This is a genomic window from Brevundimonas sp. UBA6550, assembly GCF_002434505.1.
Lineage (GTDB): Bacteria > Pseudomonadota > Alphaproteobacteria > Caulobacterales > Caulobacteraceae > Brevundimonas.
Window position 1 is genome coordinate 11,918 of record NZ_DJKE01000006.1, and the last position, 17,917, is coordinate 29,834.

A 17,917-nucleotide genomic window follows, 5' to 3' on the forward strand; every position below is an offset into this window, starting at 1 on the left:
ATGGGTCGTTTCGTCTTCAAACTGCCCGACGTGGGCGAAGGCACCGCCGAGGCCGAACTGGTCGGCTGGCACGTCAAGGTCGGCGACATCGTCGCCGAGGACCAGATCGTCGCCGACGTCATGACCGACAAGGCCACCGTCGAGATCACCGCCCCCGTCTCGGGCAAGGTCATCGCCCTTCACGGCGAACCCGGCCAGATGATCCCCGTGCGCGGCCCCCTGGTCGAGTTCGAGGTCGAGGGGGCGGGGAATGCCGAAGAGAACCTCTCCGTCTCTCCGTTGCGCTCCGAGCCGCCTCCCCCCGCTGCGCGCGGGGAGGAGACGGCCGTCGCCACATCCTCTCCTCCCCACGTCGGTGGGGAGGGGGACCGCGCAGCGGTGGAGGGGCTCTCCGACGCTGCGCCATCGTCGGGCAACTACGTCTTCAAACTGCCTGACGTGGGCGAGGGCACGGCCGAGGCCGAGCTGGTCGGCTGGCACGTCAAGGTCGGCGACGCGGTCGAGGAAGACCAGATCATCGCCGACATCATGACCGACAAGGCTACGGTGGAGATCACCTCGCCCGTCGCCGGAACCGTCGCCGCCCTGTATGGCGAAGCGGGTCAGCAGGTGCCCGTCGGCGGCCCGCTGGTGTCGTTCAACGTCGAGGGCCGGGGCAATGTCGCCTCTGCTCCCGCCAGCGTCACGACCTCCCCCGCCGCGTCCAAGACGGACACGTCCGCTCTTGCACCGGTCGTCAAGGCCGCGGCCGCGTCAACAGCGTCGTCCGCCAAGCCGGTTCCCGCCCTGACCGGCCGCGCGCCCGGCGAGCGCCCGTCCGCCTCGCCCGCCGTGCGCAACCGCGCCCGCGATCTGGGCGTGGACCTGACCTTCGTGCCCGGCTCCGGCCCGGCGGGTCGGATCACCCACGAGGATCTGGACGGCTTCATCGCCCGGGGCGGATCGGTGCCGGCCTCAGCCCCGGCCGCCGGCGGCTCGGCCTACGCCCGGGCCGAAGGATCCACCGAGGTCCGCATCATCGGCCTGCGCCGCAAGATCGCGGAGAAGATGGCCGAGAGCGTGCGACGCATCCCCCACATCACCTATGTCGAGGAAATCGACATGACGGCGGTGGAGGAGCTTCGCGCCCACCTGAATGCGACCCGAATCCAGGGAATGGGGGCCAAGGACCAGCCCAAGCTGAACCTGCTGCCCTTCATCGCCCGCGCCATCGTGGTGGCTCTGCGGGACCAGCCCCAGATCAACGCCACCTATGACGACGAGGCGGGCGTCCTGACCCAGCACGCCCCGGTCCATCTGGGCATCGCCGCCCAGACGCCGAACGGCCTGATGGTGCCGGTGGTCCGCCACGCCGAGGCGCGCGACCCTTACGACACCGCCTTGGAAATCGCCCGCGTCTCCGGCGCCGCCAAGGACGGCACGGCCAAGCGCGAGGAACTGTCGGGCTCGACCATCACCATCACCTCGCTGGGCACGCTGGGCGGGGTCGTCCACACCCCGATCATCAACCACCCCGAGGTCGCCATCGTCGGTCCCAACAAGATCGCCGAACGGGTCGTGGTCAAGGACGGCCAGATGGTCGTCCGCAAGATGATGAACCTGTCGTCGTCGTTCGATCACCGGATCGTCGATGGGCATGATGCGGCGGTCTTCGTCCAGCGGATCAAGGGGCTGCTGGAGAACCCGGCGACGTTGTGGATGAGTTGAGGTGAGACATGTCGCGGCTATGGTTTTAGCGGTTGCCGCGCTGTTGGCGGCGGGCAGGGTTGAAGCCTGCTCCATGTCAGCACCACGAGACCTAAGCCGGATTGAGATCGCGCGACAGGGAGCAGAATTTTCCCGGGCAGATAGTGTCTATATCGCGCGCGGTCGGCGTGTTGGTGTCAGCATGTGCGGAGCCATGTATATGCAAGCTCCCACAGTTGCATTGAAGAATAGCCTGCCGTCGGGTCCTGTTAGACGGGCGGACGGCTCTCTCTTCAGATATGGAGCTGACTACCGAGGCGATGATCGAATTGTGATCTTCGCTCGCCGCGTTCGATTGACGGAAGATTGGCTTCATTGGGGGCAGTGGCGGGTCATCGCGTCTTATGGGATTGACTCGATCTCCCATCCCCAGGTCGTGCGCGCCCTGAATAGGGTAACGATCCCGACCTTTACTGACACCTCCCCTCCGCCTCCGCCCCCTGCACTAGATGCGACGATGAAATGACCCAGACCCTGAAAACCAAAGTCCTGATCATCGGCGCGGGTACCGGCGGCTATGTCGCGGGTATCCGTTGCGGCCAGCTGGGCCTCGACACCGTGCTGGTGGACGGCGGCGATGGGCTGGGCGGGACCTGCCTGAACGTCGGCTGCATTCCGTCCAAGGCCATCATCCATGCGGCGGGCAAGTTCGAGACGGTGGCCAAGGCGGCGGACGGCGGAACTCTGGGCATCACGGCGGCGACGCCCGCCATCGACCTGAAACAGACGGTCGAGTGGAAAGACGGGATCGTCCGTAAACTGAACGCCGGGGTCGCGGCCCTGCTGAAGAAGGCCAAGGTCAAGGTCATCAAGGGCTGGGCCAAGTTCGAGGACGCCAAGACCTGCATCGTCAAGACCGACGACGGCGATCTGAAGGTCACCGCCGAACACGTCATCCTGGCCACGGGGTCAGAGCCGGTCGAACTGCCCTTCCTGCCGTTCGGCGGCGACGTCATCTCCTCGACCGAGGCGCTGAGCCTGTCCGAGGTTCCCAAGAAGCTGGTCGTGGTCGGCGGCGGCTATATCGGGCTGGAGCTGGGCATCGCCTTCCGCAAACTGGGCGCCCAGGTGGCCATTGTCGAAATGGCCGACCGCATCCTGCCCCTCTACGACAAGGCCCTGACCGATCCGGTCGCCAAATGGCTGGAGAAGCACGGCGTCGAGCTGCACCTCGGCGCCCGCGCGGGCGGGTTCGGTGACGGCAAGCTGAACGTCACGACCAAGGACGGCGAACCGCTGCAATTGGACGCCGACAAGGTGCTGGTCACCGTGGGCCGCAAGCCGCGCACGTCCGGCTGGGGTCTGGAAAACATGGGCGTGGCCATGAGCGGCCCCTTCGTGAAGATCGACCAGCGCTGCGCCACCAGCATGCGGAACGTCTGGGCGGTCGGCGACCTGACCGGGGAACCCATGCTGGCGCACAAGGGCTCGGCCCAGGGCGAGGTGGTCGCGGAGATCATCGCCGGCCATGACCGCGTGTTCGACCCCGTCACCATCGCCGCCGTCTGTTTCACCGAACCCGAGATCGTCTCCGCAGGCGTCGGTCCGCAGGATGTCGCGGGCCGCGACGACGTGATCCAGGCCGTCTTCCCCTTCGCCGCCATCGGTCGGGCGCTGGCCATAGAGGCGGGCGAGGACGGCGGCTTCGTGCGGGTGATCGCGAACAAGGGCGATCATCGCATCCTGGGCATCCAGGCGGTGGGCCAGCACGTGTCGGAACTGTCCAACAGCTTCGCCCAGATGCTGGAGATGGGCGCCGTTCTGGAAGACGTGGCGGGGACCATCCACGTCCACCCGACTCTGGGCGAGGCCTTCCACGAGGCGTCGTTGCGGGCCCTGGGCCATGCGATCCATATTTGAGGCCGCTGCCCAAGTTCAGCGTCTCTCACTACGTCATCCTAGGCCTTGTGCCTAGGATCCATACGCTCGGCATCGAAGGCGTCGCACTCTGTCCCGACACCGGGATTCTGGATCCTAGGCACAAGGCCTAGGATGACGTTGGGTGGAAGGTAGGCCGGATGTAACCGGCAAGCGCCCCTAAAGCCGCTCCAGCCGTTTGGCGTGGTTCGCCACCATGCGTAGCGCCAGCCCGTCCGGCAGGAACCGCGCCAGGCCGGCCATGACGTTATTCATGACGCCGGGGGTCACGCTGGGACGGTCGGCCTCGCAGGCGTCGTAGCCGATGCGGGCGACGCGGGCGGCGTCCATCCACATCCAGGGCAGATAGGCGCTGGAGACCTGCTCGCGCGAGCCGTTGACGTCGTGGAACTCGGTCAGGGTGTAGCCGGGGTTCAGAACCGTGACGTGGACGCCGGTCCCCCGCGTCTCCAGATGAAGCCCCTGGGACGCCTTGATCAGAAAGCTCTTGATCGGTCCGTACAGGGTGTCGCCGCCGGTTGCGGGCATCTGGCCGGCCAGGGAGGCGACGTTCAGCACCCGGCCGAAGCCGCGTTCGATCATGGCGGGCAGTAAAAGGCGCGACAGTTCGACCGGCGCTGTCAGCATGACCTGGATCATGGCGCGGTGCGCGCCAAGGTCCGTGTCCAGAAAGCCGGTGACGCGGCTGAAGCCGGCATTGTTGACCAGGCCGTCGACGGTGAGGCCGCGCTCGGCGGTGGCTGCGACCAGGCGTTCGGGGGCCGCTGGATCGGACAGGTCTTCGGGGATCACGGTCGCGGCGACGACGTGGGTAGTGGTCAGTTCCTCCGCCAGGGCCAGCAGCGGCGCCTCGCGCCGCGCGGTCAGGATCAGGTTCCAGCCTTTGGCCGCATAGACCCGCGCCAGGGACGCGCCAATGCCGGCGGAGGCGCCGGTGATCAGAACGGTGCGGCTCACAGCCGGGTCAGGCCGCGACGGGGCAGGACGTGTGCGGCGCAAACGCCGCCAGCGAGGCAGGGTTCTCGGCCAACAGATCGGCGATGGTGATCTTGGACAGGGCCTCGGTCGCGGCCTCGTCGGCGGCGGTCAGGGCCTTGGCCACCTGGCGCGGGATGTGTTCGCTGATCGGGCAGCCCTTGGCCCCGGCGGGCGGCGAGCCGATGTGGGCGCAGCCGTTCACCGCCTTCAGCACCTCGTCCAGACGGATGTCCTCGGGCTGGCGCAGCAGCCAGGAGCCGCCGGTGGCGCCGGGGCGGGTGGCGATCAGCCCGGCCTTGGCCAGAAGGGCCGTCACGCGGCGCACCACGACGGGATTGGTCGGTATGGACGAGGCCAGCACGCCGCTGGGGGCGGCCTGCGCAGGCCCATAGGCGCCCTTGTGGGCCATATAGGCCAAGGCGTGGGCGGCGACGGGGAAGCGCTGGCTGTCTGACATGATTTTGTTCCTGTGGTGAAAATAGGCGCTCGAGCGCCGAATCACAAATCCGTCGCCGAACGGCGAAACCGAATCCTGCCGGGCGCGATTGAAGACCGCGCGGAATGGGCCTAAAGGCTCGCCGCTTTGAAGGGACCGACAGGGCGTCGGCGCCCCGGAGGATACCAATGGCCGGGGATACTCCCCACGACGCGAGCGCTCCCTCGCCCGCGTCGCACACGCCGGAAACGTCCACCCACGCCACGGGCCCGGAATCTCATGTTCCGGGCGGTCAGGCCGCCAAGCACGGGGGCCTGTGGGCGCTGACGCTGGGCGCGATCGGCGTGGTGTTCGGCGACATCGGCACCAGCCCGCTTTACGCGCTTCGCGAAGCCATCGGCCACGCCCAGCGCGGCGTCGGCGGCGACCTGGCCATCGTCGGCGTGGTGTCACTGGCCTTCTGGGCGCTGATGGTGGTGGTGACGTTCAAATACGTCTTCTTCCTGATGCGCGCCGACAACAAGGGCGAGGGCGGCACCCTGTCGCTGATGGCCCTGGCCCAGTTCGCGGTCGGTCGGCGCAGCGCGTGGATCTTCATTCTGGGCGTCTGCGGCGCGGCGCTGTTCTATGGCGACGGCATCATCACGCCGGCCATTTCTGTGCTGTCGGCGGTCGAGGGGCTGCAGGACGCGCCGGGCCTGTCGGGCAAGCTGGATCCCTTCATCGTGCCGATCTCGGCCGGCATCCTGATCGCCCTGTTCCTGGTCCAGTCGCGCGGCACGGCCCGGCTGGCCAAATATTTCGGGCCGATCACGGCGGTCTGGTTCCTCAGCCTTGGGGCCCTGGGTCTGGTCCACATCTTCGACGACATCACCATCCTGCGCGCCCTGTCGCCCTATTACGGCGTCAGCCTGCTGCTGCACGACGGCTTCCTGGGCTTCGTCATCCTGGGCAGCGTCTTTCTGGCGGTGACGGGGGCCGAGGCCCTCTATGCGGACATGGGCCATTTCGGAAAGGCGCCGATTCGCATGGGCTGGCTGGCCTTCGTCCTGCCGTGCCTGACGCTGAACTATCTGGGTCAGGGCGCCTTGATCCTGGACAATCCCGCCGCCGCCCAGAATCCGTTCTGGAACATGGTGCCCCAGGTCGCCTATTGGCCCATGCTGATCCTGGCGACCGCCGCCACGGTCATCGCGTCCCAGGCCGTCATCACCGGCGCCTTCTCGGTGACGCAACAGGCGGTGCAGTTGGGCCTTCTGCCCCGCATCGACATCAAGAACACGTCCGAGACCCAGGCCGGCCAGATCTTCGTGCCGGCGGTCAACACCTTCCTGATGGTGGGCGTTCTGGTGCTGCTGGTGGTGTTCCAGAGCTCGCATAATCTGACGGCCGCCTATGGCGTCGCGGTGACCGGCACCATGCTGGTCAATACGCTGATGGCCTATTCCGTCATTCGCAAGGGCTGGAAGTGGCCGATGTGGGCGGTGGCGGGAACCCTGATCCCGTTCGCCTTCATCGACAGCGTCTTCCTGACCTCCAACCTGCTGAAGATCCCCGACGGCGCCTGGATGCCGCTGGTCCTGGGCGCCCTTCTGGTCGTGGTCATGTGGACCTGGGTGCGCGGGACCCAGATTCTGACCGCCAAGACGCGCAAGGACAGCCTGCCCCTGACCGACCTGATCGAGATGCTGCAGGCCCGCCCGCCGCACCGCGCGCCCGGCATGGCCATCTTCCTGACTTCGGACCCCGACGTCGCCCCCGTCGCCCTGATGCACAACCTCAAGCACAACAAGGTGCTGCACGAGAAGAACGTGATCCTGACGGTGCGCACGTCCGAACGGCCGCGCGTCAAGGAGGCCGACCGCGTGCGGATGGAGCCGATCAACGACGACTTCAAGAAGGTCACCGTGACCTATGGCTTCATGGAGACGCCCAACGTGCCGCGCGCCTTGGGTCTGTGCCGCAAGAAGGGGCTGAAATTCGACATCATGTCGACCAGCTTCTTCCTGGGTCGGCGCTCGCTGATCCCCTCGGCGCGTCAGGGCATGCCGCTGTGGCAGGATCGGCTGTTCATCTTCCTGATGCGCAACGCCGCCAATCCGACCGACTTCTTCCACATCCCGCCCGGCCGCGTGGTCGAGTTGGGCGCGCAGGTGGCCGTATGAGGCCGGGCGCCCGGCCGGGCCAAAGCTCCGAGGCGCGCGGACGTCGCATGGCGACAAAGGGCAAGCCGCGCAACGCCCCGACGGCGGACGCCGCCGCTCCGTCTCAGGACGACATCGGCGTCGAGGCCCGCGTGGTCGCCGGCCTGTTGCTGAACGCCTCCCTGGAGAAGCGCAACGGCCTGGACGAGGCCCTGTCCCAACCGCCCGCCCGCGCCCTGGCGCCGGTGGACCGCGCCTTCGCCCGCGCGGTGGCCATGGCCGCCCTGCGCCGCCTGGGCGAGATCGACCAGATTCTGGATCGCCGCCTGCAGAAGTCGCCGCCCGAGGCCGTCCGCACCCTGATGCGCATCGCCCTGGCCCAGACCCTGGTGCTGGAGACCCCCGCCTTCGCCGCCGTCTCGACGGCCGTGAAACTGGCCGAACGCGATCCAAAGACCCGACCCTACAAGAATCTGGTCAATGCGGTGCTGCGCGGCGTGGGCCGCGACGGTCCCGGCCTGACGACCGCCGAGAGCAATCTGCCCGACTGGATCGCGGCGCGCTGGAAGGCGGCCTATGGCGAGGCGGCGCTGGTCGGGCTGGCGCTGGCCGCTCGCGAGGAGCCTGCGACCGACCTCAGCCTGAAGCCCGGCGTCGATCCCGCCGCTGTCGCCGCCACCGTAGAGGGGGAAGCCTTGTCCGGGGGCACGGTTCGCACCGGCCGTCGCGGCGACGTGGCGACCTGGCCCGGCTTCGAGGACGGCGACTGGTGGGTCCAGGACGCCGCCGCCGCGGCGCCCGCCCGCCTGCTGGACGTGAAGGCGGGCGAGACCGCTTTGGATATGTGCGCCGCGCCGGGCGGCAAGACCCTGCAACTGGCCGCAGCCGGCGCTTCGGTCGTGGCGCTCGACCGTTCGGCCTCGCGCTTGAAGCGGCTGACGCAGAACCTTGAGCGCACCGGCCTGACCGCCGAGGTCGTCGCCGTCCCCGCCGAGGACTGGGAGGACGCCCGCACCTTCGACGCCGTCCTTCTGGACGCCCCCTGCACCGCCACCGGCACCTTCCGTCGCAATCCCGAGGTTCTGCGCGCCACCCGCCCAGCCGAGATCGCCAAACTGGCCGATGTCCAGCACCGTCTGCTCGACGCCGCCGCCGAACGGGTCAGGCCGGGCGGCCGTCTGGTCTATTGCACCTGCTCGCTGGAGCGCGAGGAGGGCGAGACCCAGATCATCGCCTTCCTGCGCCGCAACCCCGCCTTCCGCACCGCCGCCGCCGACCCCGCCGCCCTCGGCGCCCCGCCCGAGGCCCTGACCCCCGAAGGCTGGCTGCGCATCCTGCCCTCCATGTGGGCCGAAAAAGGCGGCCTGGACGGCTTCTTCGCCGCTAGGCTGGAACGGGTTTCCTGAGCGGCGACGCCTTGCTCCCGCCCGCAACCCGTCCTATCCCGAGGGCCATGGCCGTTACCCCTCTGATCTGTCCGTCGATCCTCGCCAGCGACTTTTCGCGGCTGGGCGAAGAAGTCCGTGCGCTGGAGGCGGCGGGCGCCGACTGGGTCCATGTGGATGTGATGGACGGGCATTTCGTGCCCAACATCACCTTGGGGCCGGACATCGTGAAGGCGATCCGGCCGCATACGACCCTGCCGTTCGACGTGCATCTGATGGTCGCGCCGGTCGATCCGTGGCTGGAGGCGTTCCGTGAGGCGGGCGCCGACGTCCTGACCGTCCATCCTGAGAGTGGGCCGCATCTGCACCGCACCCTGGGTCGCATTCGTCAGTTGGGCGCCAAGGCCGGCGTCGTGTTCAATCCGGCGACGCCGCTGTCGATCCTGGAAGAGGTGGTCGATCTGGTCGATCTGGTGCTGATCATGTCGGTCAATCCGGGCTTCGGCGGTCAGAAGTTCATCGACAGTTCGCTGCGCAAGATCGCCGGCGCGCGCGCCATTCTGGACCGCGCCGGATCGGCGGCGCATCTGCAGGTGGACGGGGGCGTCACCTCGGCCAACGCCGGGGCCTGCGTCGCCGCCGGGGCCGACGCCCTGGTCGCCGGCTCCTTCGTGTTCAAGGGCGATTATGCGGCCAATATCGCCGCCCTGAAGGCCGCCCCGGACCGCGCATGAGCCCGCTCGGTCCCTTCGCCCCGCGCGGCCAGGACGCCGGTCTGGACGTGGCCTCGGGCCAAATTCCTGGCCTGCCCGGCGCGCCCGTCAGGACGCCCGTGCGGTCCGGCGACACCACGGCCGGCCCCGGACTGTGGCCCGCCATCGTCGGGCGGTTGGCGACGCGCCAGCTTTGGATCGAGCTTTACGGCCTGCCGGGCTATGGGCTGACGCTGAAGGGGCGCAAGGTCAGCGCCTTCGCCGCCACGCCGCGTGACTTCCGCCCGCACGATCCCGCGCCGGGCCGCAATGTGCTGGCCGGGCGGTTCATACTGGCCGGCGCCGCCATGGAGGTGGAGGCGTCGGGCGATCCGTGGAACCGGCCCAGCCCGTCCCGGCCGTTCGCGGTGGAACTGCACGCCTTTGCCTGGCTGCCGGCGCTGATGGCTCAAGGGGATCGCGGCGCGCGCGAGGCCCTGCGCCTGACCCTGGCCTGGGCCGACGCCTTCGCCCGCTGGTCGCCCTTCGCCTGGGGGCCGGAAATCCTGGCGCGCCGGGTCGTCAATCTGGCCTGCGCGGCGCGGCGGATGGGGGCGGTCGCGACCGAGACGGAACGCCTGGCCCTGGCCGACAGCCTGGCGCGCCAGACACGACAACTGCTGCGTCCGCCCGGCGGACTGGCCAGTCGGGCCGAGCGGCTGACGGCGGCGGCCATCGGCGGCTGCGTCCTGGCCGGACCGGCGGGGCAGGGCCTGCGTCGTCACGCCCTGGCGTCATTGGACGGCGCGCTCAGGACCACGGTCCAGGACGACGGCGGCCATGCCTCGCGCAGCCCCGAAGCCGGGTTGGAGCTGCTGCTGGACCTGCTGACGCTGGACGACGCCCTGTCGCAGCTGTCCGAGCCGACGCCCGAAGGCGTTTCCGCCGCCATCGCCCGCCTGACCCGGGGCTTGCGCGTTCTGACCCTGCCCGACGGTCGGCTGGCCAGCTTCCAGGGCGGGGGCGCCTCCAGCGCCGAACGGGTCGCGGCCGCCCGCGCTCATGACGAAGAGGCCGAGGAGCCGTCGCCGGTCGGCGAGGTCGCCGGCCTGACCCGTATCGCCAGCCCGCTGCTGACCATCGTCGCCGACACGGCCGCGCCGGCTCAGGGCGCCTGGGGCGCGACGGCCTGCGCCCAGCCGCTGGCGCTGGAGATCGCCTGCGGCAAGGATCGGCTGGTCACCGGCTCGGGCTGGACCCCGGCCGCCACCGACCGCCAGGCCCTGCGCCTGACGCCAGCCCATTCGACCCTGACCCTGGGCGAGCGTTCGCTGAACGAGCCGCTGGGCGGATGGAAGGGCGACCTGTTGGGGCCCCGGCTGGTCGGCCCGCCGATCCATGTCACGGCCGACCGTCGCGAAGGCGACGGCGCCGTCTGGCTGGAGATGGAGCACGACGGCTGGACCGAACTGTTCGGCCTCAATCACCAGCGCCGACTCTATCTGGACCAGCGGCTGGACGAACTGCGCGCCGAGGAGCGGGTGTTCCCCACGCCCGGCCGCAAGGAGATGGTGCGCCAGATCGCGGCCCCCTACGCCATCCGCTTCCAACTGGAGCCGGGGGTGCAGGCCTCGCTGGCGCGCGACCGCCGCTCGATCCTGTTGCGCGGCGCCTCGGGCCGGGGCTGGTGGTTCAGGACCGATGGTCCCGACGTGGCCATCGAACCCAGCGTCCATATCGACGCCGGCCTGACCCGCCGTTCGCTGCAGATCGTGGTGCGCGGCTCGGCCCGCACCGACAGCGAGACCAAGATCCGCTGGAAGCTGAGCCCGGCGGGCGCGAGCGGCGATCCAGGCTGAAACCGTCCGTGGGGTGACGCAGCGCCGGTTTGGGGCTAGAGGGCGCGCCATCCTCCCAGCCTTCCACGGACGCCGCCCATGCCCGCCGCTCCCGACTTTCCGCCCACGCCCGACCAGGTGAAGCCGCAGCGCGCCCTGATCTCCCTGTCCGACAAGGCCGGGCTGGAGGATGCGGCGCGCGCCCTGCATGATCTGGGCGTCGAACTGGTCTCGACCGGCGGCACCAAGGCGGCCATCGAGAAACTCGGCCTGCCGGTCAAGGACGTGGCCGATCTGACGGGCTTCCCCGAGATGATGGACGGCCGGGTCAAGACCCTGCATCCCATCGTCCACGGCGGCCTTCTGGGCGTGCGCAACGCCCCGGCCCATGCGGAGGCGATGGCGACCCACGGCATCGGCGCCATCGATATCGTCTGGATCGACCTCTATCCCTTCGAGAAGACGGTGGAAGCGGGCGGCGGCTTCGAGGCGGCCATCGAGAATATCGACATCGGCGGCCCGGCCATGATCCGTTCGGGCTCCAAGAACCACGGCCATGTGGCGGTCGCCGTGGATGGCGAAAGCATCGCCTTGATCCTTGAGGCGCTGAAATCGCAAGGAGCCACCGATCTGGCCCTGCGCAAACGCTTGGCCGCCCGCGCCTTCGCCCGCACCGCGGCCTATGACGCCGCCGTCTCCGGCTGGTTCGCCGGTCAGGTCGAGGACGCCGCCCCGGCGCGCAAGTCCATCGCCGGTTCGCTGGCCCAGACCCTGCGCTATGGCGAGAACCCCCACCAGACCGGCGCCTTCTATCGCACCGGCGAGCGTCGTCCCGGCGTGGCCTATGCCGAACAAGTGCAGGGCAAGGAGCTGGGCTACAACAACATCGCCGACGCCGACGCCGCCTATGAGCTTGTCGCGGAGTTCGAACAGCCCGCCGTCGTCATCGTCAAACACGCCAATCCGTGCGGCGTGGCGGTCGGCGAGGATTTGTCGCAAGCCTATGCCCGCGCGCTGGAATGCGACGCGGTTTCGGCCTTTGGCGGGGTGATCGCGGTCAACCGTCCGCTGAACGGCGACGACGCCCGCGCCATCACCGGCATCTTCACCGAAGTCGTCATCGCGCCGGGCGCGGATGACGAGGCCAAGGCCGTCTTCGCCGCCAAAAAGAACCTGCGCCTGTTGATCACCGACGGCCTGCCCGATCCCCATGGGGCGGGCGAGGTGTTCCGTTCCGTCGCCGGGGGCTTCCTGGTCCAGTCGCGCGATCGGTCCCTAATCAAGCCGTCCGACCTGAAGATCGTCACCAAACGCCAGCCGACGCCGACCGAGATCCAGGACATGCTGTTCGCCTTCACCGTGGCCAAGCACGTCAAGTCCAACGCCATCGTCTACGCCAAGGACGGCCAGACCGCCGGCATCGGCGCCGGCCAGATGAACCGCCGCGATTCAGCCCGCATCGCCGCCATCCGCGCCAAGGAAGCGGGCGAGGCCAAGGGGCTGACGCAATCGCTGGCCGAAGGTTCGGCCTGTGCGTCGGAAGCCTTCTTCCCCTTCGCCGACGGTCTGTTGGAAGCGGTGGCGGCGGGCGCGACGGCGGTGATCCAGCCGGGCGGCTCCCTGCGCGACGCCGAAGTCATCGCCGCCGCCGACGAAAAGGGCATCGCCATGGCCTTCACCGGCGTGCGGGTCTTCCGGCACTGACTTCTGGGCGGGAAAGGGCGCTGTCGCTCGCGGCTTGAGCGCCCTTCCTCACACGACCGGCGGCCTCGCGTTCGTGACTGGACGCCGACGAAGGGGCGTGATGCTCTGACCGCTCCCCCTTTCCGGAGCGTGCGATGACCACCCTGATCCGTCCCGAAGGCCAGACCGCCGACGATCTGAAGCTGAGCCGACGAAGCCTGGGGGCGCTGGGGGGCTTGCTGTTTTCCGGCTACGCCGTCGCGGCCCTGGCCAGGGAGGCCAAGCCGATCACGACCGATGCAGCGGGCCTGACTGCGGAAACCGTGACCTATGCCGCGCCCGACGGTTTCGACCTGCCCGCCTATGTCGCGCGGCCGCAAGGATCGGGACCGTTTCCGGTGGTGGTCGTGGTGTCGGAGATTTTCGGCGTTCACGAATACATCCGCGACGTCTGCCGCCGGCTGGCCAAACAGGGTTACGCCGCCATCGCGCCGGCCTTCTTCAACCGGGTCGAGGACCCCGCGCCGCTGTCGGACATGCAGCGGATCATGCAGATCGTGGGGGCGGCCGGTTACGAGCAGGTGATGGGCGACCTGTCGGCGACGCTGGAATGGGCCAGCCAGCAGGGCTGGGCAAGGGACGGCAAGGTGGGGATCACCGGCTTCTGCTGGGGCGGCAAGGTGGTTTGGCAGGCGGCGGCCCGGTTCAGCGCCATCGGCGCGGGCGTGGCCTGGTACGGCCGGCTGGCGCCCGCGCCCGACGCGACCCCGGCCCAGGTCTCGGCGGGTCAGCCCTGGCCGGTCGATCTGGCCGACGACCTGAAGGCGCCGGTGCTGGGCCTGTATGGCGGCCAGGACCAGGGCATCCCCGTGGCCAGCGTGGAGCGGATGCGCCAGGCGCTGGCGCGCGCCGGCCAGACCGGCAGCCAGATCGTGGTCTATCCCGACGCGCCGCACGGCTTCCACGCCGACTATCGCGCCAGCTACGCCGAGGCGGATGCGCGCGACGGCTGGTCCAAACTGCTGGCGACCTTCGATAAAGCGTTAAAGAATTAGGGCGTTAGTGAACGACGGGCTGCGGAGGGCGGCCTTGAGGGGAGGGGCGGGCGATGACCGGATTGCGACGCCGGGCGGCGATGATCTTGAGCGTGGGCCTGATGGTCCTGCCGCTGGCGGCCTGTGGCGGCGGCGGTGGGGGAAGCGGAGGCGGCGGCACGATCACCCCACCACCTCCTCCGCCACCACCACCCCCTCCGCCTCCACCCCCTCCGCCTCCTCCGCCGCCCCCGCCGCCGACCGCTTCCTCGAGCGAATATCTGCGCAGCTATGGCCTAGCCAACATCAAGGTTCAGTCGGCCTGGCAGTCGGGCGCGACGGGGGCAGGGGTCACGGTGGCGGTGGTCGATTCCGGCATCGCCAACACCATGCCGGAGTTGGAAGGGCGGATTTCCAGCGCCTCGACCGATGTGGTCGTCGGCCGCAACACGCCCTATGTCGAATCCAGCAGCCACGGCACGCGGGTGTCGGGCGTCATCGCTTCCAACTTCAATGGGTTCGGCACGATCGGCGTGGCCTATCAGTCGACCATCCTGTCGATCCGCACCGACATCTCGGACTGTACGGACAAGGAGAACAAGGTCTGTTTCACCAGTTCGGACCTGGTGCGGGCCCTGGACTACGCCATCGCAAACGGGGTCAAGATCATCAACATGTCGCTGGGCGGCGACGGACGGCTGGGCTCGGCCTTCGAGGCCGCCTTGCTGCGCGCCGTCAATTCCGGGGCGGTGATCGTCGCCTCTTCGGGCAATGACGGAAACGCCAATCCGGGCTGGCCGGCCCGATACGCGGTCGATCCGCGCTATGCCGGCAGCATCATCGCCGTGGGCTCGCATGGCTCGACCAATGTGATGTCCAGCTTCTCCAACAAGGCCGGCGATACGGCCACGGCCTATCTTTCCGCCCCAGGCGAGGACGTCATCACTGGCTGTGAAAACACGTCGTGTTGGCGGGTCAACGGCACCTCCTTTTCGGCCCCGCACGTCTCCGGCGCCCTGGCCCTGCTGATGCAGGCCTTTCCCAATCTGACCGCCAAGGCGGCGCTGGCCATCTTGTTCGATACGGCCCGTGACGCCGGCGATACCGGAACCGACATCGTCTATGGGCGCGGCCTTCTGGATCTCGCCGGCGCCTTCCGGCCGGTGGGAACGACCTCCACCCCCATGGCGGACGGCGGCGCCATCAAGACGTCCACCGAACCGGGCAGCTTCATCGGCGGCGCGTTCGGCGACGCCTTCAACAGGCAGAGCGCGCTGAACACGGTGCTGTACGACGCCTATGACCGGATGTTCGCCGTCCAGCTGGGCGGGGCCTATCCCACGGCGCCCAGCCGGTCGTATCAGCCAGCGCCGTTCGAGCAGAACCAGACGGCGACCACCAGCCTGGCCCTGCCCGGCGGCGGCCGGTTGAATTTGATCGCCGCCCAGCCCGGCCCGACGCCCGAGCCCATCGCGCCGCGCCACGACCTCTATAATGCGCCGTGGATGGGCGACGAGCCGCGCCAGGAGGCCATGCTGAATCTGGATAGCGGGCGGCTGAACTTTTCCGCCTGGCAGGGCAAGGGTGGTGCGGTCTCGCCCTTCGGCGGGACGGCCGGCGACGGATTCGCCGCCCTGGCCCAGGCCGACCACGCCATGCGCGGCGCGATGCGGTTCGGCGCCGTGACCGTCTCGGCCGAAAGCGGGGGCGGCGACCGCCGGATGCCGCTGCGCCGGGTGGAGCAGGACGCCTCGACTTACAACCGGGCCTCGATCGGCTGGCGCGGCGCCGACGGCGGCCTGTCGTTCAGCATCGGCGCCCTGGACGAACGGCTGGGGCCCTTGGGCGCCTTCCTGCCGGGCGGATCGGACTTCGCCCTGCCGTCGCGAACGGCCTTCTATGCGCTGGGCGGCGACTGGACGCTGACGCCGGGCCTGCGCCTGATCGGAGAGGCGGGGCTGGGATCGACCCGGATCGAGGGGCGGTTCCTGTCGATGGATCGGGCGGCGATCAGTTCGAACTGGCGGCTGGGGCTGCTGACCGGCTGTTCGGCCCTGTGCGACCGGATCAGCTTCACCCTGGCCCAACCGCTCAGGATCGAGAGCGGCAGCTTCTCGGCCTATCTCGCCGATGTCCCGGCCGACTATTTCGACCCGCTGACCTATTCGCGGCGCAGCTTCTCGGCGGCGCCCAGCGGTCGCCAGATCGACTTCATCTTGGGCGGCGAACGCTATCTGTGGGACGGCTCCAGCGTGACGCTTCAGGCCGTGGCCAGCCGCGAACCGCGCCACGTCGCCGACGCCGCGCCGGAGTTCGCCCTGATCGGCGGATGGCGGCGCCGGTTCTGACCGACGCCGCCCGCCATTTCCCGGGTCAGGCCTTGCTGTCGAAGGCCTGTCCGTCGGACGCGGGGGCTGCTCCATAGGGATTGGGGGCCTGGCCGCCCGATCCCTTGGCGGCGACCACCACCATGGCGGGGCGCACGGTGCGGCCGAACAGTTCGAAGCCGGACTGCATGGTCTGGATCACCGTGCCCCCGGGCACGGTGTCGGACGGCTGTTCCATCATGGCCTGGTGCAGATGCGGATTGAAGGCTTCGCCCGGTCCCGGCGCCACGCGCTTCAGACCATTGGTGTCGAACGCCTGCAACAAGGCCTTCTGGGTCAGTTCCAGCCCGGTCACCAGACCGGCGGTGGCGCCCTCGGATTCCTTGGGCGCGGCCATCAGGGCGCGTTCCAGATTGTCGGCCACGCCCAGCAGGTCCTTGGCGAAGCGCTGAATGGCGAAGGCGCGGGCGTCGTTCTGCTGCGTCTCGGCGCGGCGCTTCAGATTCTCCATCTCGGCGGCGACGCGCAGGGCGCGATCCTTCCACTCGTCGCGCTCGGCGATCACGGCGTCCAGCGGGGCCATGTCGTCCGCCGGGTGGGCGTCCAGCCCGTGTTCGGCATTGGTCTCGGCCGCCTCGGCGTCCAGGGCGTTGATGTCGTCGTTTAGGGGCTTGTCGCTCACGTCTCGTTCCCGTCCAGCATCCGGCCCAGCACCCGGGCGGTATAGTCCACCAACGGAATGACACGGGCGTAGTTCAGTCGCGCGGGGCCGATGACGCCGATGGCGCCCAGGACCCGCTGTCGGCCGCTCATATAGGGCGCCGCGATCACGGCGGAACCCGAAAGTGAAAACAAGCGCGTTTCGGCCCCGATGAAGATGCGCACGCCCTGCGCCGCATCCACCCCGTCCAACAGGCCGATCAACTGTTCCTTCTGCTCCAGGTCGTCGAACAGAACGCGCACCCGCTCCAGGTCCGCCAGCCCCTCGCGGTCCTGCAGCAGATTGGCGCGGCCCCGCACGATCAGGGCCCGTTCGCGGTCCGGGCCGCCGGACCAGGCGGCCAGACCATCCTCGACCAGGCGGGCGGCGGTCTGGTCCAGTTCACGCCGGGCGGCCTGAAGCTCCTGGGTCATCTCGCGCTTGGCGTCGGCGAAGGGGCGGCCGCGCAGGCGGGCGTTCAGGAAGTTGGACGCCTCGATCAGGGTCGAGGGCGTGACCCCCGCCGATAGGGTCATGATCCGGTTCTCCACCGTGCCATCGTCGGCGACGATGACGGCCAGAGCCTGATCGCCGCCCAGGGCCACGAACTCGACGTGTTTGACGCCCGCGTCGCGCACCGGGCTGGAGACGACGCCGGCCCCGCCCGCCAGGCCGGACAGCAGGTTGGACGCCTCGTCCAGGGCGGATTCGAAGTTGCGTCCTCGCCCGGCCAGACGCCCGTCGATCTCGCGCCGCTCCTCGGCGGTCAGGTCGCCGACCTCCAGCAGGCCGTCGACGAACAGGCGCAGGCCCGCATGGGTCGGGATGCGCCCGGCCGAGGTGTGGGGCGCGGCCAAGAGGCCGGCCAGCGTCAGGTCCTGCATGGTGTTGCGGATCGAGGCGGGCGACAGGGCCACGCCGCCCAGCGACAGGGTGCGCGATCCCACCGGCTCGCCCGTCTCCAGATAGGATTCGACGATGCGCCGGAAGATGTCGCGCGCGCGCGCATCCAGCCCGGCCAGCCCGGCAAGGGACTGGCCCGCGTCGAACGGCGGGCTTTTCGGGGCATACAGGCT

Annotated in this window: 13 protein-coding genes; 9 read left to right on the forward strand and 4 right to left on the reverse strand. The window is 69.3% G+C overall.

Annotated elements, in window-relative coordinates:
* The gene (locus tag B3Z70_RS06095) at positions 1-1,707 is read left to right on the forward strand and encodes a 2-oxo acid dehydrogenase subunit E2 (protein WP_292044943.1); all 1,707 of its coding nucleotides are present in this window, start codon (positions 1-3) and stop codon (positions 1,705-1,707) included.
* Positions 1,708-2,208: 501 nt separating this feature from the next.
* Positions 2,209-3,606 (forward strand): dihydrolipoyl dehydrogenase, encoded by a 1,398-nt coding sequence (gene lpdA / locus B3Z70_RS06100; RefSeq protein WP_292044945.1) that lies wholly within the window; start codon positions 2,209-2,211, stop codon positions 3,604-3,606.
* 177 nt (positions 3,607-3,783) lie between these two features.
* Here lpdA and B3Z70_RS06105 read toward each other — a convergent pair whose 3' ends face one another.
* Complete coding sequence (locus B3Z70_RS06105) at positions 3,784-4,581, reverse strand: SDR family NAD(P)-dependent oxidoreductase (RefSeq protein ID WP_292044947.1); 798 nt, start codon at positions 4,579-4,581, stop codon at positions 3,784-3,786.
* Positions 4,582-4,588: 7 nt separating this feature from the next.
* Positions 4,589-5,059: an Rrf2 family transcriptional regulator gene (locus B3Z70_RS06110; RefSeq protein ID WP_248119475.1), complete on the reverse strand. Its 471-nt coding sequence runs from the start codon at positions 5,057-5,059 to the stop codon at positions 4,589-4,591.
* A 167-nt stretch (positions 5,060-5,226) separates the two neighbouring features.
* Here B3Z70_RS06110 and B3Z70_RS06115 point away from each other — a divergent pair, with 167 nt between their 5' ends.
* The 7 genes from B3Z70_RS06115 to B3Z70_RS06145 all read left to right on the forward strand — a co-directional run bounded on the left by B3Z70_RS06115 (position 5,227) and on the right by B3Z70_RS06145 (position 16,162).
* The gene (locus tag B3Z70_RS06115; RefSeq protein ID WP_292044950.1) at positions 5,227-7,203 is read left to right on the forward strand and encodes a potassium transporter Kup; all 1,977 of its coding nucleotides are present in this window, start codon (positions 5,227-5,229) and stop codon (positions 7,201-7,203) included.
* Positions 7,204-7,250: 47 nt separating this feature from the next.
* Positions 7,251-8,588, forward strand: a complete 1,338-nt coding sequence (locus tag B3Z70_RS06120) for an RsmB/NOP family class I SAM-dependent RNA methyltransferase (RefSeq protein ID WP_292044953.1) — start codon at positions 7,251-7,253, stop codon at positions 8,586-8,588.
* Positions 8,589-8,635: 47 nt separating this feature from the next.
* On the forward strand, positions 8,636-9,301 hold the full coding sequence (gene rpe / locus B3Z70_RS06125; protein ID WP_292044954.1) for a ribulose-phosphate 3-epimerase: 666 nt from the start codon (positions 8,636-8,638) through the stop codon (positions 9,299-9,301).
* The gene (locus B3Z70_RS06130) at positions 9,298-11,118 is read left to right on the forward strand and encodes a heparinase II/III family protein (protein WP_292044956.1); all 1,821 of its coding nucleotides are present in this window, start codon (positions 9,298-9,300) and stop codon (positions 11,116-11,118) included. The genes rpe and B3Z70_RS06130 overlap by 4 nt, the downstream gene beginning before the upstream one ends.
* 78 nt (positions 11,119-11,196) lie before the next feature.
* The gene (gene purH / locus B3Z70_RS06135; protein WP_292044958.1) at positions 11,197-12,801 is read left to right on the forward strand and encodes a bifunctional phosphoribosylaminoimidazolecarboxamide formyltransferase/IMP cyclohydrolase; all 1,605 of its coding nucleotides are present in this window, start codon (positions 11,197-11,199) and stop codon (positions 12,799-12,801) included.
* Positions 12,802-12,935: 134 nt separating this feature from the next.
* Positions 12,936-13,835 carry a dienelactone hydrolase family protein gene (locus B3Z70_RS06140; protein ID WP_292044960.1) on the forward strand — a complete coding sequence of 300 codons (900 nt, stop codon included), beginning with the start codon at positions 12,936-12,938 and terminating at the stop codon, positions 13,833-13,835.
* 53 nt (positions 13,836-13,888) lie between these two features.
* On the forward strand, positions 13,889-16,162 hold the full coding sequence (locus tag B3Z70_RS06145) for a S8 family peptidase (RefSeq protein ID WP_292044962.1): 2,274 nt from the start codon (positions 13,889-13,891) through the stop codon (positions 16,160-16,162).
* Between the two features lie 25 nt (positions 16,163-16,187).
* Here the strand turns inward: B3Z70_RS06145 and grpE are convergent, their stop codons facing one another.
* Together grpE and hrcA are read right to left on the reverse strand one after the other, a co-directional pair.
* Positions 16,188-16,787, reverse strand: coding sequence for a nucleotide exchange factor GrpE (grpE, locus tag B3Z70_RS06150; RefSeq protein ID WP_349679885.1), 600 nt, complete (start codon positions 16,785-16,787; stop codon positions 16,188-16,190).
* 32 nt (positions 16,788-16,819) lie between these two features.
* Positions 16,820-17,914 (reverse strand): heat-inducible transcriptional repressor HrcA, encoded by a 1,095-nt coding sequence (gene hrcA / locus B3Z70_RS06155; protein ID WP_292045279.1) that lies wholly within the window; start codon positions 17,912-17,914, stop codon positions 16,820-16,822.
* Between the last annotated feature and the right edge of the window lie 3 nt (positions 17,915-17,917).